Raw genomic sequence first — 19,332 nt, 5'->3', positions numbered from 1 at the left:
ACTCAGTACGCGAAGGAGAGGGGGGCGTCGTCGTCTTCGAGGACCTTGGGTTCCTCGACCTCGGGCAGGCCCAGCTTGATGTACTTCAGCAGCAGGCCGATCTCGACGACGGCGAGCGCGCCGTAGACCAGCGTGAACAGGATCAGCGAGAACAGCACCATGCCGGCGGAGACGCCGGGCGAGACGCCGGCCGAGGTCGGCATGACGCCGAACACGATCCAGGGCTGGCGGCCCATCTCGGTGAAGATCCAGCCGAACGAGTTCGCGAACAGCGGTGCCAGCGGGAAGACGATCATGGCCCACTTGAACCAGCCGCCCGAGAAGATCTTGCCGTTGCGCAGCCCGAGCAGGGCGAGCGCGGCGATGGCCATGCCAAGGAAGCCGAGACCCATCATCAGTCTGAACGACCAGTAGGTCACCGGGATGTTGGGCGTGTAGGTCGTCATCTTCGTGGCGATCTCCTTGCCGTACAGCTGGGTGAGCTTCGGCTCGAACTCCGCCTTGTAGCGCTGGTTGATCGGGTTGATGCCCTCGACCTCGCCGGTGAAGTTGCCGTGGGCGAGGAACGACAGGAGTGTCGGGACCTCCAGGGCCCAGACCTTCTCCTTGCCGTCGAGCGAGCCGACAGTGAACACCGAGAAAGGTGCTGGCTGCTCGGTCTCGTAGAGGGCCTCGGCGGCAGCCATCTTCATGGGCTGGACCTCGGTCATCACTTTGCCCTGCAGGTCACCGGTGATCATGACGCCGAGCGAGGCGATGAGCATCGCCCAGGCGCCGAGCTTCAGCGCGGAGCGGTGGGCGTGCTCGTCGCGGCCGAAGCCGGCGGCCGTCGAGCCACCCTCGACGTCGGCCTCGGTGGCGACGTCGGCGGTGCGGTTGCGGTTGATGCGGTGCAGGTGCCAGCCGGCGATGGCCGCCATCAGCGCACCGGCGGTCATCCAGGCCGCGGTCATCTGGTGGGGGAACGTCACCAGGAAGACGGGGTTGGTCAGGACGGCGCCGAAATCGGTCAGCTCGGCACGGTTGGTGGCGGCGTTGTATTGCCACCCGACCGGGTTCTGCATCCACGAGTTGGCCGCGAGGATGAAAACGGCCGAGAGGTTGGTGCCGATGGCGGCGAGCCAGATCGTGGCGAGGTGGAGCTTCTTGTTCAGGCGGTCCCAGCCAAAGATCCACAGGCCGAGGAACGTCGACTCCAGAAAGAACGCCAGCAGGGCCTCGAGCGCGAGGGGCGCACCGAAGATGTCTCCGACGAATCGCGAGTAGTCGGACCAGTTCATGCCGAACTGGAACTCCTGCACGATGCCGGTGACGACGCCCATGGCGAAGTTGATCAGGAACAGCTTGCCGTAGAACTTGGTCAGGCGCAGGTAGTGCTCGTTGCCCGTGCGTACCCACATCGTCTGCAGGATGGCCACGAGGAACGACATCGCTAGCGTGATCGGCACGAACAGGAAGTGGTAAACCGTCGTGATGCCGAATTGCCAGCGGGCAATGGTCTCCGAACTCATACCCGCAAGTTACTACATGGTGTCGTAATAAGGTGACTGCGTCATGCAATCGTGATGGGTGTGACCGGGGCCATCTACGGATCGTGTAGTAGCAGGTCTAGGATCGGAGCCATGGCGATCCTGGGCGACCTCGAGCAGAAGGTCATGGAGGTGCTGTGGCACGCCCCGGGGCCTCGGTCGGTACGCGACGTCCACGACGTGCTCACGACGTCGCGGGACTTGGCGTACACCACGGTGATGACCGTCCTCGACCGGCTGGCCAAGAAGGGCATCGTCGCTCGCGAGCGCGACGGACGCCAGTGGCTCTACGTCCCGGCCCACTCCCGCGCGGCCCTGATCGCCGACGAGATCCTCGAGCTGCTGGAGGGCACCCCCGGGGAGCGCCGCGACGTCCTCACCGAGGTGGTGGGGCGGCTCGACCCGGCCGACCGCGAGTTCCTGCGCACCTGACTTCCCGCGCACCTGACCACCTGGCCCGCGGGCCGGTGTACGCCCCGTCCTGACCGCATGGTTGAGTGGGGGTCATGGACGTCGACGTTCTGCTGACCGAGCTCACGCTCGACGAGAAGGCCGCGCTGGTGAGCGGCTCCGACATGTGGCGCACCGTGCCGGTCGAGCGCCTCGGGATCCCGGCGGTGATGGTCTCCGACGGGCCGCACGGCATGCGTACGCAGCTCGGCGAGGTCGAGGGGCTCGGAGGCGCCGAGCCCGCCACGTGCTTCCCGACCGCCGTGACCCTCGCTGCCTCCTGGGACCCTTCGCTCCTCCACGAGGTCGGCGCCGCGATCGGCGCCGAGGCCCGCTCGCTCGGGGTCTCGGTCGTGCTCGGCCCGGGGGTCAACATCAAGCGCTCACCCCTGTGCGGACGCAACTTCGAGTATTTCTCCGAGGACCCCCACCTCTCCGGTGAGATGGGTCTCGGCCTCGTCCGCGGCATCCAGTCGGCCGGCATCGGGACCTCGCTGAAGCACTTCGCCGCCAACAACCAGGAGACCGACCGCGCCCGCGTCTCCGCCGACGTCTCCGAGCGGGCGTTGCGCGAGATCTACCTCCCCGCGTTCGAGCGCGTCGTCACCGCCGCCCAGCCCTGGACGGTCATGTGCTCCTACAACCGCGTCAACGGCGTCCCGGCCTCCCGCAACCACTGGCTGCTGACCGAGGTCCTGCGCGACGAGTGGGGCTTCGACGGCCTGGTCGTCTCCGACTGGGGCGCGGTCGACGGCCGCGTACCAGCGCTCGAGGCCGGCCTCGACCTCGAGATGCCGCCGGACCTGGAGCGTTCGCCCGCCGCCGTCGCCGCCGCCGTGCGCTCCGGGGAGCTCGACGAGGCCGTTCTCGACACCGCCGTGCGTCGCGTCCTCGAGCTCGTGGCCAAGGGCGTCGCGGCCGGGCCCACCGGCGGGGTCGCCCGCGAGGCCGACGCCGAGGCCACGCTCCTCGCCGGCCACCGCGAGATCGCCCGCCGGGCCGCCACCGAGTCGCTCGTGCTCGTCGAGAACGACGGCATCCTCCCGCTCGCGCCCGACGCGCAGGTCGCCGTCATCGGCCGGTTCGCCGAGAAGCCGCGCTTTCAGGGCGACGGAAGCTCACGCGTGAACGCCGCGTATGCCACCTCGCTGCTCGACGCGTTCGCCGAGGTCGGCCGCGACGTCGCGTACGCCCCGGGCTTCGGGCGCGGCGACGAGGCGCTCGGCGACGCGGCCGACGAGGAGCGGCGCCTGCGCGACGAGGCCGTCGCCGTCGCCCGCGCCGCTGACGTCGTCGTGATGATGCTGGGACTGACCGCCGCTGAGGAGTCCGAGGGCTTCGACCGCCCCCACCTCGACCTGCCCGCCGACCAGCTCGCCTGTCTCGAGGCCGTCGCCGCAGCGAATCCCGCGGTGGTCGTCGTGCTCAGCAAGGGTGGCGTCGTCACCATGCCGTGGGACCGCGCCCGCGCGGTCGTCGACTGCGGCCTCGCCGGCCAGGAGTCCGGTGCCGCCGTACGCGACGTGCTCACCGGTGCGGTCAACCCCTCCGGGCGTCTCGCCGAGACGATCCCGCACCGCCTCGAGCACCACCCGAGCCACCTCAGCTTCCCCGGTGAGGCCGGTCACAGCGCCTACTCCGAGGACGTCTTCGTCGGTCACCGCGGCTTCGAGGCGACCGGCCGCGAGGTGGCGTACGCGTTTGGCCACGGCCTGTCCTACACGACCTTCGCGTACGCCGAGCCGCGCGTCGAGATCTCCGGGTCGGTGGCGGCCGGCGACCTGCGCGTCCACGTCGAGGTGGATGTCACCAACACCGGCGACAGGGTCGGCAAGGAGGTCGTCCAGCTGTTCGTGCACCCGCCAGCCGGCTCAGCCGTGAAGCGCCCGCGCCGCGAGCTGCGGGCGTTCGACAAGGTCGAGATCGCCTCGGGCGAGACGGCCACCGTCACGTTCGACCTGACCGAGCGGGCCCTCGCGTACTGGTCGACGCCCCACCACAGGTTCGTCGTGGAGCCGGGCCTGTACGCGGTGTCCGCCGGCGGGCTCGGCACGCCGTTCGACGTCGCATCGGATCTGGCGCCCGTCGACCTCGACGAGGAGTCGTCGATCAACGAGTGGTTGGCACACCCGGCCGGGCGTGCGGCGATCGAGCGGGCTCTCGACGTGGCACCGGGTGGAGATCTGCCCGGCCTGCTCGGCAACGCCGAGATGCTCATGCTGATAGGTGACTTCCCGCTGCGCCGCGCCGTGACCCAGCCGAAGGCACCGCTCACCGCCGGCGACGTGGCGCGCCTGCTCGAGGAGGTGCGGCGGGAAGGCCGCTGAGCCCGGATGCACGTCGAGCTTCCGGACGCTGCCCCGGCGTACGCCCTGGACGCCGTATGCGCTCAGGCCCTTGATCATTGGGGTGGCGGTGGTGGAGCGGTCACCCGGACGCCCATGTCCGTGGGGCCTGGATGCTGGCGGCACGCTGGCTGGCAGGTGATCGTCCCTTCTGGCCGGTCTGCAGCTTGCCGATCTTCGCGCCCTGGCTCCCTCGCCACGCTCCCGCGTACTGACCCCGTTCCCTACGTCTGGTCGAGCCCGTCGGCGGGGCCGGCGAACTGGGCCTGGTAGAGCGCCCAGTACGCCCCCTCGGCGGCCAGCAGCTCAGCGTGGGAGCCCTGCTCGACGATCGAGCCGTTCTCCATCACGAGGATGAGGTCAGCGTCGCGGATGGTCGAGAGGCGGTGGGCGATCACGAAGCTCGTACGCCTCTCGCGCAGCGCGACCATGGCCTTCTGCACGAGCGCCTCGGTGCGGGTGTCGACCGAGCTCGTCGCCTCGTCGAGGATCAGCAGCGACGGGTCGGAGACGAACGCCCGGGCGATGGTGATCAGCTGTTTCTCGCCGGCGGAGACGTTGTTGCCCTCCTCGTCGATCACCGTGTCGTAGCCCTCGGGCAGCTGGTGGACGAAGCGGTCGACGTACGCGGCCCGCGCCGCCGCGAGGATGTCGTCCTCGGTCGCGTCGGGGCGGCCGTACGCGATGTTGTCGCGGATGGTGCCGTGGAACAGCCAGGTGTCCTGCAGCACCATGCCCATCTGGAGACGAAGCGCCGACCGCGGCACCGACGAGATGTCGATGTCGTCGAGGGTGATGCGGCCCGCGTCGAGCTCGTAGAACCGCATGATGAGGTTCACCAGGGTCGTCTTGCCCGCGCCCGTGGGGCCGACGATGGCCACGGTCTCGCCGGGGCGTACGTCGAGCGACAGGTCGGTGATGAGCGGCTTGTCGGGGGAGTAGGCGAAGTCGACGTGCTCGAAGCGCACGTGGCCCCGGGTCGGGTTGAGCGGTGCCGCGGTCTCGGGCCGCTCCTCGGGCTCGTCGAGCACGGCGAACACGCGCTCGGCCGACGCGACGCCCGACTGCAGCAGGTTCGCCATCGAGGCGACCTGGGTGAGCGGCTGGGTGAACTGGCGGGAGTACTGGATGAACGCCTGGACGTCGCCGACGGTCATGGTGCCACTGGCCACGCGCAGGCCGCCGATGACGGCGATGATCACATAGTTGAGGTTCCCGATGAACATCATCGTGGGCATGATGATGCCGGAGACGAACTGGGAGCCGAACGAAGCGGCGTACAGCTGTTCGTTGCGCTCGGCGAAGACCTGCTCGACCTCCTTCTGGCGTCCGAACACCTTGACCAGCGAGTGGCCGGTGTAGGCCTCCTCGATGTGGGCGTTGAGCTCGCCGGTCGACCTCCACGTCTCGGCGAACAGCTTCTGGGAGCGCTTGCCGATGATGCCCATCACGACCATCGAGACGGGGATCGTCACCAGCGCGACGAGCGCCAGCAGCGGTGAGATCAGGAACATCATGACGAGTACGCCGACCAGCTGAAGCAGCGATGTCAGCAGCTGGTTGAGCGTCTGGGTCAGCGTCTGGGAGACGTTGTCGATGTCGTTGGTGACGCGCGACAGCAGCTCGCCGCGCGGGGTGGAGTCGAAGTAGCGCAGCGGCAGCCGGTTGAGCTTGGCCTCGACGTCGCGGCGCAGGCGGTAGACCGTGCGCTGGATGGCGCCGTTGACGAGGTAGCCCTGCAACCACAGCAGCAGCGCGGACGCCGCATAGAACGCGAGCGCCAGCAGGAGCACCTTGCCGAGGTGGTCGAACTGGATGCCGCGGCCCGGGACGATGTCCTGGTTGGCGACGAGGTCGCCCAACGTGGTCTGGCCCTGGCTGCGGAGGAGGGCGACGACCTGATCCTTCGACAGGCCCGGGAACTGGGTGCCGAGGGCGCGGCCCATGATGCCGGTGAAGACGACGTCGGTGGCGCGGCCCAGGATCTTCGGCCCGTACACCGACAGGGCGACGCCGATGAGGGCCAGCACCAGGACGGCGCCGACAACGACGCGCTCAGGTCGCAGGTGGCCGACGAGGCGTCGCAGGGATGGACCGAAGCTGATGGCCTTCTCGACCGGGCGCGCGCTGTGCGGGCCGCCTCTGCCCGTGGGGCCGTGCTTGGGGCGCTCGGGCGCCTTCGTGGTCTGGCTCATGCCGCTTCCTCCACGCCCAGCTGGGAGTCGACGATCTCGACGTAGGTGGGGCACGAGCCGAGAAGCTCGTCGTGGGTGCCGCGGCCGACGACCCGGCCGTGGTCGAGCACGACGATCTGTTCGGCGTCGCGGATGGTCGACACGCGCTGGGCGACGATGATGACGGTCGCCTCCGTGACCTCGCGGGCCAGCGCGGCCCGCAGGCGGGCGTCGGTGGCGACGTCGAGGGCCGAGAACGAGTCGTCGAACAGGTAGACCTCGGGTTTCTTCACCAGCGCACGGGCGATCGCCAGGCGCTGGCGCTGGCCGCCGGAGACGTTCGTGCCGCCCTGGCTGATCTCGGCGTCCAGGCCCCCCTCCATCTCGCGCACGAAGTCCTCGGCCTGGGCGGTGCGCAGCGCGTCCCACAGCTCGTCTTCGGTGGCGTCCGGCTTGCCGTAGCGCAGGTTGGACGCCACCGTGCCCGAGAACAGGAACGGCTTCTGCGGCACCAGACCTATGCGGCGCCACAGCTCGTCGGGGTCGAGGTCGCGTACGTCGACGTCGTCGACCAGGACCGTCCCCGCGGTCGCGTCGAACAGGCGCGGGACGAGGTTGACCAGCGTCGACTTGCCCGAGCCGGTCGAGCCGATGATCGCGGTCGTACGCCCGGCCTCGGCGACCAGGTCGATCGCGTGGAGCACGGGCTCCTCGGCGCCGGGGTAGGAGAACTCGACGTCGCGCAGCTCGACGCGCCCGTACGCGGTCACGTCGCGCACGCCGTCCGCGGGTGATAGCACCGACGACTCCGTGTCGAGCACCTCGCCGATGCGCTCGGCGCAGACGGCGGCTCGGGGGACCATCACCATCATGAAGCTGGCCATCATCACCGACATCAGGATCTGCATGAGGTAGGTGAGGAACGCGGTCAGCTGGCCGACCTGCATGTGGCCGGCATCGATGCGGTGGGCGCCGAACCAGATCACCGCGACCGACGACAGGTTCAGGATGAACATCACGACGGGGAACATCGTGGCCATCAGGCGTCCCACGGACGTCTGGGTCTGCGTCAGGGCGGCGTTCGCGCGGTCGAACCGGGCGGTCTCGAAGGGCTCGCGCACGAAGGCGCGTACCACCCGGATGCCGGTGATCTGCTCGCGCACGATGCGGTTCACGGCGTCGATGCGGTCCTGCATGGCGCGGAACAGGGGACCCATCCGCCGGACGAGCAGACCGATGCAGACGGCGAGCAGCGGGACGGCGACCAGCAGCAGCAACGAGAGACCGGCGTCCTCGCGCACGGCCATGAACACGCCGATGACCATGGTGATCGGCGCGGTGACGAGCATCGTGCAGCTCATCACAACCAGCATCTGGACCTGCTGGACGTCGTTGGTCGTGCGGGTGACGAGCGACGGGGCGCCGAAGTCGCCGAGCTCCCGGTTGGAGAAGGCCAGCACGCGGTGGAACAGCGCCCCGCGCACGTCGCGGCCGAACGACATGGCGGCACGGGCGCCCAGGCGTACGGCCAGGATCGCGCAGGCGCCCTGGACCAGCGAGACGCCCAGCATGATCGCGCCGGTGCGCCAGATGTAGCTGGTGTCGCCCTTCGCCACGCCCCTGTCGATGATCGCGGCGTTGAGGCTGGGCAGCATGAGGGAGGCGATGGTGCCGACGGTCTGGAGGACGACGACGGCCACGAGCAGGCCCCGGAAGGGACGCAGGTGAGTGCGCAGGAGTCGGGTCAGCACGGGGTCTCCTGGGCGGTGATGCCGGCAACGAGCATGGTGACGAGGTCGTCGACGCGGATGCGGTCGCCGGGGTTGACCATCGGGTGGGTGGCGGCGAACGTGGCCGACCGCACGAACAGGGCGGCGGTGTGGACGGGTACGCGCAGCGCGTCGGCGTCGGGGGCGATGACGCGCTCGACGGCCGCGTCGAGCTCCTGGCTCTGGCGGCGGTGGCGCTCCATCGACTCGGCGTCGTGGCTCTTGTGGGCGCCCGCGGCCTCGCGGCCGGCGTGGGAGGTGTGGATGGCGGCCATCATCACGCTGACGTCATCGATGCGCTCGGTCCACTGATCGACGACCAGCCGGATGCGGGTGGGCAGGGGCAGGGTGCGGTCGATCGCGTCGAGCCGGGCGATGTCATCGGCGGGGTCCATCACCTGATGGACGACCGCGGACAGCAGGTCGGCCTTGGTGGGGAAGACGCGGAACAGCGTGCCCTCCGCGATGCCCGCGGCGGCGGCGACGTCGGCGGTGGACACGTCGAACCCGCGCTCGCGCACCAGCGGCATCGCCGCGGCGATTATCGCGCGACGGCGTTCCTCGGGAGGCATCGGGGTGGCTCTGGGAGACATGCTCCCATGCTAGTGAGTGAGTGCTCACTCAATCAACCCGTGGGAAACCCCGACCGCGCCCGGACGAGCTCAGGGGAGCCCGGAACCGGACGCGCTCACGGCCGGGGAGGGACGCGACGGGCCCGGTGCGACAATGGCGGGTGTGACCGCCGCGAGAGGAAAGCCCATGGACCAGCTCGGCAGCCTCGCCGACCGCACCTTCGACGCCGTCATCTTCGACATGGACGGCACCCTGCTCGACTCCACGCCGGCGGTGGTCCGCTCGTGGACGACTTGGGCCCAGGAGCACGGCATCACCGCCGAGCAGATGGCCGGCTACCACGGCGTACCCGCCGCGAGCATCGTTGCCGACCTCATCCCCGAGGAGGGCCGCGCGGCATCGCTCGCCCGCGTCAACGAGCTCGAGCTCGCCGACACCGACGGGGTCGTGCCCCTGCCCGGGGCGGCCCAAGCCGTCTCCGGGCCGCCCGGCGACCGCGTCGCCATCGCCACGTCGTGCACGCGGCCCCTGGCCTACGCCCGCCTCGAGGCGAGCGGGTTCGCCCATCCCGAGGTCGTCGTCACCGTTGACGACGTCGAGCGCGGCAAGCCCGCTCCCGACCCGTTCCTGCTGGCCGCCGAACGGCTCGGCTTCGACCCCACCCGCTGCTTGGTCGTCGAGGACGCGCCCGCCGGCCTTGCGGGTGCCCGCGCGGCCGGCTGCGCCACGCTCGCCGTCACCACGACCAATCCCCGGGATCGGCTGGAGGCCGACGCGGTCATCGGCACGCTCGCCGACGTGCGGCTCGTCGGCGATGAGGACGGCGTACGCGTCCTCCCCGCCTGACCAGTACGCAGGACGGCAGACAGCAACGGCCCGCGACCTGAGAGGTCGCGGGCCGAACCGTTCGTCGGATCAGCTGTTGGAGAAGGGCCAGCCCTGCGACTGTCCGCCCTCGTTGCCCTGCTGACCGCCCTGGGACTGACCGTAGGGGCTCTGGCCGTATTGGCTGGGCTGACCGCCGTACGGGTTCTGGCCGTACGGGTTGGCCGGCTGGCCCTGCCGGCCGCCCTGCAACTGCTGTCCCTGCGACTGCTGGCCGTACGGGCTCGGCTGCTCGGACGACGCGGGCTGCGCGTAAGGGTTGGTCTGGCCGAAGGTCTGGCGCGGGGCGAGGCGCGTGCCCTCCTCGTCCTCGTCGTCGTCCTGGCCCACCTGGTCGGTCGACTCGGCCTCGGCGTCGTAGGAGGTCGACGTCGAGTCGTCCAGCGGCGACTCGTCGCCCTGGATCTGACCCAAGGTGGAGTCGCTCGGCGAGGCGGAGTCGTCGTCGCCCGAGGTGTGGATGACCTCCTCGTCGGTGACCTCGGCGTCGACGACGTCGTCGTCGACACCGCTGGCCAGGTCCTCGAGGACGACGGCGGTGCCGTACGCCACGACTTCTTCGGAGTTGGAGTCGAAGCGCAGGCCGATCACGGCGTCGGCACCGGCCGACTCGGCCATCTCGGCCATGCGGCCAACGGCCTCCTGACGGGCCCTGACCTGAGCGTTGACGTCGTTGGTGCGCGGACGCATCGCGACGCCGATGACCTCACCCAGGGACTGGGCGACGAACTCCTCGGGGTCGTCGCCGAGGGTGTGGACGCGGACCGCGTGCTCGGCGATCTTTGGCGCCTCGCCCGACGGCTGCGACTGGGGCTGGCCAGGCTGCTGGCCGTATTGACCGGGCTGGCCCTGACCGGGCTGCTGACCCGACTGACCCTGTCCGGGCTGGCCGAAGCCGCCGGGCTGCTGGGGCTGGCCGTACTGACCAGGCTGCTGACCGGGCTGGCCGAAGCCACCGGGCTGCTGCCCGTACTGGCCGGGCTGCGGCTGACCGAACGGCCGCTGGCCGTATACGCCGGGCTGCTGGCCGGGCTGGCCGCCGTAGGGGTTCTGACCGTAAGGGTTCTGACCGTAGCTCATGCCGGTCAGCCTAACCGGAGCCCCGGTCACCGGGCAGTGCCCGTCCCACCACCCGGCGGATTCCTGGCCGAATTCGCAGATGCGACGCGGCGCAGGCGTGCGGATAGTCTGTGCGGGTGACTGAACAGCGCGATCCCAGCCTCCCCGAAGTCGACCTCCCGGAGCAGATGCAGATCCGCCGCGAGAAGCGCGACCGCCTGCTCTCCAAAGGCCGCCAGGCCTACCCGGTGAAGGTGGGGCGTACGCACGCCCTTCGCGAGGTGCGAGCCGGCTGGGGCCACCTCGAGACCGGTGAGGAGACCCAGGACGTCGTCGGCGTCTCCGGCCGTGTCGTGTTCATCCGCAACACCGGCAAGCTCTGCTTCGCCACGCTGCAGGACGGCTTCACCGCCGACAGCCCGGGCGAACGCCTGCAGGTCATGCTGTCGCTCGCCGAGGTCGGCGAGGAGGCGCTCGCGGAGTGGAAAGCTGATGTCGACCTCGGTGACCACGTGTTCGTCGAGGGTCGCGTGATCGTGTCGCGGCGCGGCGAGCTGTCGGTCATGGCGTCGCGCTGGGAGATGGCGTCCAAGGCGCTGCGCCCCATGCCGAACCTCCACTCCGAGATGAGCGAGGAGGCCCGCGTACGACAGCGCTACGCCGACATGACCGTGCGCCAGGAGGCGCGCGACATGGTGCGTACGCGTGCCGCGATCACCCGTTCCATCCGCGAGACCCTCCACGAAGAGGGCTATCTCGAGGTCGAGACCCCGACGCTGCAGCTGATCCACGGTGGTGCGGCGGCGCGCCCGTTCAACACCCATCTCAACGCGTTCGACCTGCCGATGACGATGCGCATCGCGCTCGAGCTCTACCTCAAGCGCGCCATGGTCGGCGGCGCCGACCGCGTCTACGAGATGGGCCGCATCTTCCGCAACGAGGGCATCGACTCGTCGCACGCGCCCGAGTTCACGATGCTGGAGGCCTATCAGTCCTGGGGTGACCAGAAGACGATCGCGGCGCTGATCCAGAAGATCATCGTCGACGCCGCCGACGTGCTCGGCTCGCGCCAGGTGACCGCCGGTGACCAGACCATCGACCTCGACGGCGAGTGGCGCTGGCTGTCGGTCTATCCGGGCCTGTCCGAGAAGCTCGGCGAGGAGATCACCCTCGACACCCCCGTCGAGCGGTTGCGCGAGATCGCCGACGCCCACGAGGTCGAGCACGACCCCAAGTGGGGTGACCAGAAGATGGTCATGGAGCTGTTCGGCGAGCTCGTCGAGCCCGACCTCGTCCAGCCGACGTTCGTGTGCGACTACCCGGCCGTGGCCCAGCCGCTGGCCCGCCGCCAGACCGACGAGCCGCGCCTGATCGAGGCGTGGGACCTGATCATCGGCGGCATGGAGCGAGGCACGGGCTTCTCGGAGCTCATCGACCCCGTCATCCAGCGCGAGGTGCTCGTCGAGCAGTCGCTCGCGGCGGCCGCCGGTGATCCTGAGGCCATGCAGCTCGACGAGGACTTCCTCGCCGCGCTGGAGTTCGGCGCCCCGCCGATGGGCGGCCTCGGGCTGGGCATCGACCGGCTGGTGATGCTGTTCACCGGCGTCGGCATTCGCGAGACGATCCTCTTCCCGCTGCTCAAGCCCCTGTCCTGACGCGGGCGTGCCCTGCGTACCCCGAACCCTCGCGCGGGGCTCCGCCCCGAACCCCACCTTGTGCACAAGGAAACACCCTTTGGGCGCCGGGCGGGGCTGCTCAGCGCCCGCCCATCGACCAGATCCCGGTACGCCATGCCGCGCATCACCGCGCCTACGGACACGGGACGAGCCTCGTCGCGATCCCCGGATCTGTCTCTGGCGAACCTCCCCGCCCGCGGGTTCCGGTCAGGCCGTCGTGAGCTCCTCGCGGAGCTGGGCCCGGGCCCGGTTGAGGCGTGACTTCACCGTCTGGACCGGGATGTCGAGCTGGGCGGCGATGTCCTCGTAGGTGCAGTCGGCGATCTCGCGCAGCACCAGCGCCGCGCGCAGCTTCAGCGGCAGGTTGTTGATGGCCTTCTGGAGGCGGTCGTTCTCGATCACCTGGTCGGCCATGTCCATCGCGTCGGACACGCCCTCGTGGCGCTCGGCGTACTCGTCCATGTCCATCGACTGCTCCTTGCGGCGACGGATGATCATGAGCGCCGCGTTCGAGGCGATGCGATAGAGCCACGACCCGAAGGCGGACTCGCCGCGGAACTTGTCGAGGTTGCGCCAGGCGGCCAGCAGCGCCTCGGAGAAGGCGTCCTCGGCATCGGCGTGGTTGCCCGTCGTGCGCAGGCAGATCGACCACACCCGCGTGCGGTAGCTCTCGACGAGCTCACGGAAAGCCTCTCCGTCACCCCCGCGGGCGCGGTCGAGGAGCTCTGCCTCCACTGTTCGGTCCATGCGGGTCCCCCGTCGGATCAGGCGCTGAGCAATTGGGCCGAGCGTACAACGACGAGGGCTGCCGATGCCTCGGGCGGTGAGAACGACAGCGTGGCGAGCGACTTCGCGTGTTGGGCGAGGCGTCGAGCGGTCTCGCGTACGCGGCCGGCCGAGGCCTCCGCCGGAAGCCCGAGGCGCTGCGCCGGCGAGTCGTGGCGGACGAGGGCCTCCAGGACGGGGACGAGCTCGGACGAGGGGTCATCGACGCGCAGACCCTGCAGGGCCTGCAGCTCGCGCAACGGCTGGGTCACCGGGTCGAGGCGGAGGCGTTCCACGTCGCCCGCCAGCGGCATGCCGGCGACCAGCGCGGCGAGGTCGTCGAGGGCGCGGCCCGCGCGGATCAGCCGCAGCGGTGGGAGCACCTCGGCGCGCAGCACGCGCTCGAGCTCGCGTACGCCCGATGTCTCCTCGAGCCACGACATCAGCTCGACGGCGTCGGAGGCGCGGTGGCGGCCGGCGAGGGTGGCGTATGCGCCCAGCGTGGCCTGGACGCGGGTGAACGCGTCGGCGTCGACCCCCTCGGGGGCGCCGAGCCGGTCGGCCAGGCGCAGGCGGACGGCGTCGGCGGAGGCGAGGGACGCCACGTCACGGGTGAAGGCGTCGTCGACACGACCGGCGCGGACGGCGCTGGCGAGTAGCGCGGCCACCGGCACGACCGCGGCCACCTCGCGACGGCGGGCGGCGGAGAGAGCGCGGGCACGTGCGGCCGAGGCGGCCAGCGGGTCGTCCCCACCGGCCTCGTCGGCGCGGGCGAGGACGCCGATCGAATTGAGGCCGCGAACGTCGAAGGAGCCGCCCGCCTCGCGGAATTCCGACAGGAAGGCGAGGTCGTCGCCCTGCTCGGTGTCGCGGAACAGGAACAACAGCGCGTCGGCGGCACCGCCCGCCTCGACCGATCCGAGGACGGAGGCTCGGGTGGCCGTCCCGTCGTTGTCGAGGGACGCGAGGCCCGGGGTGTCGATGAGGACGAGGTCGCGCAGCGCGCCGGCCTGCAGGTGGACCTCCAGGCGGCGTACGCGGGCTGGGTCGACACCGAGGTCGTCGGGCACACGACGGTCGACGAAGGGGACGAAGCGGACGGTCCCGTCGTCGAGGACGAGCTCGGCGCGGTCGGGCGCGCCGTAGCGGTAGTGGGTGACCACGCGGGTGGACTCACCCGCCGCGGTGGGGGCGATCTCACGGCCGATGAGAGCGTTGACCAGCGTCGACTTGCCGGAGCTGACCCGGCCCACGACCGCGACCCGAGGGGGCTCGGCGAGCGCGGTCGCCACCGCACGCGCCCGGGGGGCGCGCGCGGGATCGAGGTGGGCGGCCAGGTGCTGGGCGAGGCTGGCCAGCGCGTGGTCGAGGTCGTTCACACCTGCCAGTCCGCGTCGTCGTCGAGGAGGGGGCTGTCGTCGAGGCCGGGGTCGGAGGTGTGTTCGGCGACGTGGTCGAATGAGTCGGCGAACGGATCGTCCTGGTCGGCGTCCGCGACCTCGGGCTGGTCGTTGGCGTGGTCGGTGACGCCGTCGGCCGTGGGTGCGCCCTCGGTGGCGTACGCCTGGTCGGTCTGGGCCGCGTGGTCGGCGTCGCCCGCCCGCAGCGCATCGAGGTCGAACATGCCGTCATCCCCGGTGTCGACCCCGTCCCGGGTGTCGGGGACGAGGTCGTCGTGGGGCGTCGAGCCCGGGTCCAGGGCGAATTCGACCGCCCTGGCCCAGGCCGCCTCCGGCATGTCGGCCAACCAGTCCTGCTGGTCGTCGAACCGGTCAGTCACGGGAGATCACCTCGGCATGTCCTTGTCCATCCACTCGGTCACGGTCGGGTCGACCGCGTCCATCTCGCTGCGCGTCATGGTGCGGTGCTGGTCGAACGAACCGTCGTCGTCGCTGTCGCGCGAGACATCGTAGGTGCCGTCGGGGTTATCGACGATCATGAGGTCGGTGTTGCCGTCGCCGTCCTCGTCGCGGCTGACTCGGTCGATGCCGCCGTCGGTGTCGGAGTCGGCCAGCTCGACCTTGGTGCCGCTCGGGGCCTCGATCTCGATGTTGTCGTAGCGGCCGTCGCTGTCGAGGTCGTAGGCGGTGACGGTGTTGCCGTACTCGTCGGTCTGCTCGCTGACCGGCAGGCCGCCGGTGTAGTCCGTGGTCGGGTCAGTCGTGTCCTCGGTCGTCGTGTCGTCGAGCGGGGCGTCGTAGTCGGTGCTGTCGTCCATCGGCAGATCGGTCATGGCTGGCTGGTCCTTCCTCGGGGGCGCCCTCTGCGCCGTTCGTACATGTAGGAGTACGCGGTCGGCCGCGGATGTTCCGTCGCGTCCCGACATTTTTTGGCACCATCATCCCCCGGCCGGCCCATCATCCCTTCAGCCCGTCGGCGGCCGCGCGCACGGCCTCCAGCTGGGTGCGTACGGCCTCGAGCTTCTCGTCCCGCCTACGCCGGCGCCTCGCCGCCGCCTCGTCCTCGCGCCGGCTGTCGGCCTCGAGCGCGCGCAGCTCGGCGTTGACGGCGGCGAGCGCACGGCGGTTGTGGGCGGTGAGCAGGATCCGGACCTCGGCGCCGACCTCGGTGAGGACGCCGTCGGCGTACGCGAGGACGTCGCTGCGCACGCGTCGGCTCGACTCCATCAGCACGTCGACGAGCTGTTGCTTGTTCTGCCGGGCGCCGCGGAAGCCGATGTTGACCGCGAGCAGCGTCCCGCCGACGACCAGGCCGATGGGGGAGAACACGCCCGCGGCGGCGACGCCTGCGGCGGTGGCGGCCTGCCCGGCCAGACCCGCGCCGAGCACGAGCGACCCGATGAGCGATGGGTCGAGCACCGACGACTGCGAGCGCGGCGCGGCGAGCACCGAGTCGGCCTCGGCCCGGTATTCGGCGAGCCCACCCATGAGCCGGTCGATGTCGGCCTCCGCCTCGGCGACGGCGGCGGTGACGGTGGCGGTGAGGTCGTCGGTGAACCCGCGGGCGAGGTCGGTGGCGATCGTCGCCAGGGCGCTGGACAGCTCTCCGCTCCAGCGCTGCTGCTGCTTGCCCGACCACATGCGGTCGGCGGAGCCGATGGCGCGCTTCTGCTCGTCGACGTAGGCGTCGAGCCGGTCGCCGGCACACCGGGCCAGGCCCTGGCGTACGCGGGCCAGGTCGCGCTGGAGCTCGTGGGCCCAGCGGCCGGCCGCGTCCTGGCGCTGCTCGAGCTCGACGCGGCGGGCCTCCAGCTCGTCGCGGGCCAGGTCACCGACCTCGGCCTCGCCCTCCAGCTCGTCGAGGACCATCGTGAGCGCACCCTCGGCGCCGCGCAGGTAGTTGCGGAAGGGGGCCATCTCGCCGTCGGCGACGGCGGCGTCGAGCGCAGCGGTGAGGTCGGAGACGCCGGAGGCCTCGAGCAGCAGGTCGGCGGTGGCGTCGTCGGTGCGGCGGGCCTCCAGCAGGAGCGAGGCGGCGACGGCGACGACGGGGGCGTCGGCGAAGCGTGGGGCGTGCGCGGCGAGCAGGCGGCGGTCCTCCTCGAGGACGGTACGCCAGGTCTGCGGGTAGCGGTCGGTGCGCGCGACGACCACGACGACGCGGGCGACTCGCTGGCTGGTGCGCTCGAGGAAGTCGAGCTCGGGCCGGCTGAGGGGCGCGCCGGCATCGGTGACGAACACGAGCGCCGAGGCCGTCATGGCCGCCTGCACGGCGCGGTCGGTCGTGGCGGAGTCCAGCCCGGCCCCCGGGGTGTCGACGAGGTGGACGCCGGCGAGCGGGCGGCCCTCGACGACGGTGACCTCGGCGTACTCCTCGGTGCCGGGGGCGGCCGGCTCGGTGCCCGCGAGGGCGGCGACGAGCGTGCTGCGGCCGCGACCGGGCTCGCCGACGACGACGACGCGCCCCGGCGGGGTGTCGAGGGCCCGGTCGAGCCAGGTCGCGAGCTGGCCGCGGTCGTGGTCGCGCAGGAGCTTCTGCGTGCCTTGGTAGGCCAGTGCCTGGTCCTTGGTGAGTCTCAGACCCATCGGTTTGCCGCCTCCAACACCTAGAGTGTGGGCAGCCCCATCCCGGGGCGCTGGAAGGGGATCTTACGTGGCCGAGTGGGTCCTGGGCGTGGACTACGGGACGTCGAACACCGCTGCCGCCGTCTGGGTGGACGGTGAGGCGGCCCCGCGCGTCGTGCGGTTGTCGGACGAGGCCGAGCAGATGCCGTCGGCCGTGCTCGTCGACGGGCCGACGACGTATGTGGGCCAGGCGGCGGTGCGGCAGTCCCTCGACAGCCCCGAGCTGTTCCTCGCGAATCCGAAGAACCACCTGGGCGAGGGCTCGTGGTGGTTCGGCGAGCGTCAGGTCGACGTCGTCGACCTCGTCGTGGCCGTGCTGCGCCGCGTGGTCGCCCGCGCCTCGGAGGTCGCCGGCGGGGGTACGCCGCGCCTGCTGGTGATGACCTGCCCGGAGGACTGGCAGGACTACCGCCGCGCCCAGCTCGAAGCGGCGGCGCGCGCGGTCGTGCCGTGCCCGGTGCGGATCGTCTCCGAGCCCGTGGCCGCCGCCACGCTGTACGGCGTCGACCGCCCCGACCGGGGCCGCGTGGCGGTCGTGGACCTGGGCGGCGGCACCAGCGACGTCGCGGTCCTGCGCACGGGGGCCGAGAACGTCGTCCTGGCCGCCGGGGGCGCCCCGGTCGGCGGCAACCACGTCGACGCCGCGATCGTCCGCCACGTCCTCGACGAGCTCCGCGGGCGCGGCGAGACCGCGTTGGTCGACTCACTCATGGCCGCCCGGACCGGCGCCTCGATGCTCGCGCTGCGCGAGCAGGTACGCGGCGCCAAGCACCACCTCGCCGACTACGAGCACGCCACCATCCGCGTGCAGGACCCGGCGGGCAGCGCGTCGGTGACGCTCACCGCCGAGGGGCTCCGCGAGCTGACCGCGCCGCTGGTCGACCAGGTCGTGGCGCTCGTCCGCGACGTCGCGGCGAAGTCCGGCGTGCCCGTCGGGGAGCTGCAGGAGGTCTACCTGACCGGTGGCTCGTCGCGCCTGCGCATGGTCCACGAGGCGCTGACGTCGCTGTTCGGCCGCCCGCCGCTGATGCGGCACGACCCCAAGACCGTGACGGTCCTCGGAGCGCTGCACCACGTCGCCGCCGAGGATGCCGCTGTCGACCAGCCGACCACGAGGAACACGTCCCGCCATCCGCTGGCGCCCGCCAAGGGAGCAACGGCCGGGGGAGCAGTGGCCGGGGGAGCAGCCGCGTACGCCCCGCGGCCCGTGCCACCGCAGACCCCGCCGACCGGTGGATCGGCACGCTCCGCCGCGTCCGTCCCGTCCGCCGCCGACGCGCCCTGGCCAGCGGCAACCCCCTCGCACGACCCGTGGCAGGCCGCATCCGCCGACGCACGGGCCCCGCAGGCGACGCAGACACCTCAGACCGATCCGCCCCGGGGTTGGGGCCGACCCGCAGACCAGGCCGCGACGTCGTCCGCCGCGGCCAGCGTGCGCGAGGAGGCACCCGCGCCGAAGGGGCGCGCCAAGCTGTGGATCCCCGCCGTCGTGGTCGCCCTCGTCGTCGCCGGGCTGGTCACTGCGCTCGCCCTCCGGCCGGGCGCCGAGCCCAAGACGGAACAGACCTCGCCGGGTGTCGTGCTCAACCCGGTGCCCACGCCGACTGACGAGACGACCAGCGAGTCGTCGGGATCCACGGCCCCGCTCACGCCCGATCAGCAGGCGAACCGCACCAAGCTCCGCCAGCTCGTGACCGCCGACCTGTCGCAGTGCTCGTTCACCGACGCGTTCGCGGGCGCAGACCTCTCCATCAGCCCCGTGCTCTCGGCCTCCTGCCACGAGATGCAGTTCGACTCGCCGGTGGTCAGGAGTGTCGACTACGAGCTGTACCGCGACGAGGCCGCGGCCGCGCGTGAGCTCGAGGGCATGCGCAGGGACGCCGGGAGGTGCCCCGCGGAGGGGATGAGCGAATATGCCACCGAGGGACGCACCGGCCTGGTGGGATGCCTGGCCAACCGTGTCGCGTGGTATCAGCGCGGCAAGCCCGTCGTCGCCAATTACTGGGACGACCTGAGCGTCGAGAAGGTCAACCCGGAGCTCTACAAGTACTGGGAGACCCACAACCGCATCGGGAGGTGACC

General features: G+C 71.2%; 15 protein-coding genes. 5 read left to right on the top strand and 10 right to left on the bottom strand.

Features of this window, described 5'->3' with window-relative positions; genetic code table 11:
* Positions 1–2: 2 nt before the first annotated feature.
* On the bottom strand, positions 3–1,511 hold the full coding sequence (locus ACYVGD_RS04495; protein ID WP_460741791.1) for a cytochrome ubiquinol oxidase subunit I: 1,509 nt from the start codon (positions 1,509–1,511) through the stop codon (positions 3–5).
* 111 nt (positions 1,512–1,622) lie between these two features.
* On the opposite strand from ACYVGD_RS04495, the gene ACYVGD_RS04490 reads away from it, so the two are divergent.
* Both ACYVGD_RS04490 and ACYVGD_RS04485 read left to right on the top strand, forming a co-directional pair.
* Entirely contained in the window at positions 1,623–1,961 is a 339-nt protein-coding gene (locus tag ACYVGD_RS04490) for a BlaI/MecI/CopY family transcriptional regulator (RefSeq protein WP_460741790.1), read from the top strand.
* Between the two features lie 74 nt (positions 1,962–2,035).
* Complete coding sequence (locus ACYVGD_RS04485) at positions 2,036–4,306, top strand: glycoside hydrolase family 3 C-terminal domain-containing protein (RefSeq protein ID WP_460741789.1); 2,271 nt, start codon at positions 2,036–2,038, stop codon at positions 4,304–4,306.
* Positions 4,307–4,548: 242 nt separating this feature from the next.
* Here the strand turns inward: ACYVGD_RS04485 and ACYVGD_RS04480 are convergent, their stop codons facing one another.
* Genes ACYVGD_RS04480 through ACYVGD_RS04470 form a run of 3 tightly spaced genes read right to left on the bottom strand, consistent with a single transcriptional unit; the run spans position 4,549 to position 8,860 of the window.
* Positions 4,549–6,519 (bottom strand): ABC transporter ATP-binding protein, encoded by a 1,971-nt coding sequence (locus ACYVGD_RS04480; protein WP_460741788.1) that lies wholly within the window; start codon positions 6,517–6,519, stop codon positions 4,549–4,551.
* Positions 6,516–8,249 (bottom strand): ABC transporter ATP-binding protein, encoded by a 1,734-nt coding sequence (locus ACYVGD_RS04475; protein WP_460741787.1) that lies wholly within the window; start codon positions 8,247–8,249, stop codon positions 6,516–6,518. The genes ACYVGD_RS04480 and ACYVGD_RS04475 overlap by 4 nt, the downstream gene beginning before the upstream one ends.
* The gene (locus tag ACYVGD_RS04470) at positions 8,243–8,860 is read right to left on the bottom strand and encodes a TetR/AcrR family transcriptional regulator (protein WP_460741786.1); all 618 of its coding nucleotides are present in this window, start codon (positions 8,858–8,860) and stop codon (positions 8,243–8,245) included. Before ACYVGD_RS04470 ends, ACYVGD_RS04475 begins: the two co-directional genes overlap by 7 nt.
* Positions 8,861–9,026: 166 nt before the next feature.
* On the opposite strand from ACYVGD_RS04470, the gene ACYVGD_RS04465 reads away from it, so the two are divergent.
* Entirely contained in the window at positions 9,027–9,686 is a 660-nt protein-coding gene (locus ACYVGD_RS04465) for an HAD-IA family hydrolase (RefSeq protein WP_460741785.1), read from the top strand.
* A 69-nt stretch (positions 9,687–9,755) separates the two neighbouring features.
* Here ACYVGD_RS04465 and ACYVGD_RS04460 read toward each other — a convergent pair whose 3' ends face one another.
* Positions 9,756–10,805, bottom strand: coding sequence for a YbjQ family protein (locus tag ACYVGD_RS04460; protein ID WP_460741784.1), 1,050 nt, complete (start codon positions 10,803–10,805; stop codon positions 9,756–9,758).
* 167 nt (positions 10,806–10,972) lie between these two features.
* Here ACYVGD_RS04460 and lysS point away from each other — a divergent pair, with 167 nt between their 5' ends.
* Positions 10,973–12,439, top strand: a complete 1,467-nt coding sequence (gene lysS, locus ACYVGD_RS04455) for a lysine--tRNA ligase (protein ID WP_460741825.1) — start codon at positions 10,973–10,975, stop codon at positions 12,437–12,439.
* A gap of 228 nt (positions 12,440–12,667) precedes the next feature.
* On the opposite strand, the gene ACYVGD_RS04450 is transcribed toward lysS, so the two are convergent.
* The 5 genes from ACYVGD_RS04450 to ACYVGD_RS04430 form a co-directional block, all read right to left on the bottom strand.
* Positions 12,668–13,207 carry an RNA polymerase sigma factor gene (locus ACYVGD_RS04450; RefSeq protein WP_460741783.1) on the bottom strand — a complete coding sequence of 180 codons (540 nt, stop codon included), beginning with the start codon at positions 13,205–13,207 and terminating at the stop codon, positions 12,668–12,670.
* Positions 13,208–13,224: 17 nt separating this feature from the next.
* Entirely contained in the window at positions 13,225–14,604 is a 1,380-nt protein-coding gene (locus ACYVGD_RS04445) for a dynamin family protein (protein WP_460741782.1), read from the bottom strand.
* The gene (locus ACYVGD_RS04440) at positions 14,601–15,005 is read right to left on the bottom strand and encodes a hypothetical protein (protein WP_460741781.1); all 405 of its coding nucleotides are present in this window, start codon (positions 15,003–15,005) and stop codon (positions 14,601–14,603) included. The genes ACYVGD_RS04445 and ACYVGD_RS04440 overlap by 4 nt, the downstream gene beginning before the upstream one ends.
* 6 nt (positions 15,006–15,011) lie before the next feature.
* Positions 15,012–15,458, bottom strand: a complete 447-nt coding sequence (locus tag ACYVGD_RS04435) for a hypothetical protein (protein WP_460741780.1) — start codon at positions 15,456–15,458, stop codon at positions 15,012–15,014.
* Positions 15,459–15,582: 124 nt separating this feature from the next.
* Positions 15,583–17,211, bottom strand: coding sequence for a GTPase (locus ACYVGD_RS04430; RefSeq protein ID WP_460741779.1), 1,629 nt, complete (start codon positions 17,209–17,211; stop codon positions 15,583–15,585).
* A 67-nt stretch (positions 17,212–17,278) separates the two neighbouring features.
* Between ACYVGD_RS04430 and ACYVGD_RS04425 the strand changes: the two genes are divergently transcribed.
* On the top strand, positions 17,279–19,330 hold the full coding sequence (locus ACYVGD_RS04425; protein WP_460741778.1) for an Hsp70 family protein: 2,052 nt from the start codon (positions 17,279–17,281) through the stop codon (positions 19,328–19,330).
* Positions 19,331–19,332: the final 2 nt, after the last annotated feature.

The organism is Mariniluteicoccus endophyticus (genome assembly GCF_054780035.1).
This window is presented reverse-complemented; position numbering and strand designations above follow the sequence as displayed.

Excerpts from the sequence above, each read along its gene's own strand:
- ACYVGD_RS04430 (WP_460741779.1), bottom strand. The coding sequence starts at position 17,211 with ATGGGTCTGAGACTCACCAAGGACCAGGCACTGGCCTACCAAGGCACG.
- ACYVGD_RS04470 (WP_460741786.1), bottom strand. The coding sequence starts at position 8,860 with ATGTCTCCCAGAGCCACCCCGATGCCTCCCGAGGAACGCCGTCGCGCG.
- ACYVGD_RS04450 (WP_460741783.1), bottom strand. The coding sequence starts at position 13,207 with ATGGACCGAACAGTGGAGGCAGAGCTCCTCGACCGCGCCCGCGGGGGT.
- ACYVGD_RS04435 (WP_460741780.1), bottom strand. The coding sequence starts at position 15,458 with ATGACCGATCTGCCGATGGACGACAGCACCGACTACGACGCCCCGCTC.
- ACYVGD_RS04465 (WP_460741785.1), top strand. The coding sequence starts at position 9,027 with ATGGACCAGCTCGGCAGCCTCGCCGACCGCACCTTCGACGCCGTCATC.
- ACYVGD_RS04460 (WP_460741784.1), bottom strand. The coding sequence starts at position 10,805 with ATGAGCTACGGTCAGAACCCTTACGGTCAGAACCCCTACGGCGGCCAG.
- ACYVGD_RS04480 (WP_460741788.1), bottom strand. The coding sequence starts at position 6,519 with ATGAGCCAGACCACGAAGGCGCCCGAGCGCCCCAAGCACGGCCCCACG.
- ACYVGD_RS04495 (WP_460741791.1), bottom strand. The coding sequence starts at position 1,511 with ATGAGTTCGGAGACCATTGCCCGCTGGCAATTCGGCATCACGACGGTT.
- ACYVGD_RS04485 (WP_460741789.1), top strand. The coding sequence starts at position 2,036 with ATGGACGTCGACGTTCTGCTGACCGAGCTCACGCTCGACGAGAAGGCC.
- lysS (WP_460741825.1), top strand. The coding sequence starts at position 10,973 with ATGCAGATCCGCCGCGAGAAGCGCGACCGCCTGCTCTCCAAAGGCCGC.
- ACYVGD_RS04490 (WP_460741790.1), top strand. The coding sequence starts at position 1,623 with ATGGCGATCCTGGGCGACCTCGAGCAGAAGGTCATGGAGGTGCTGTGG.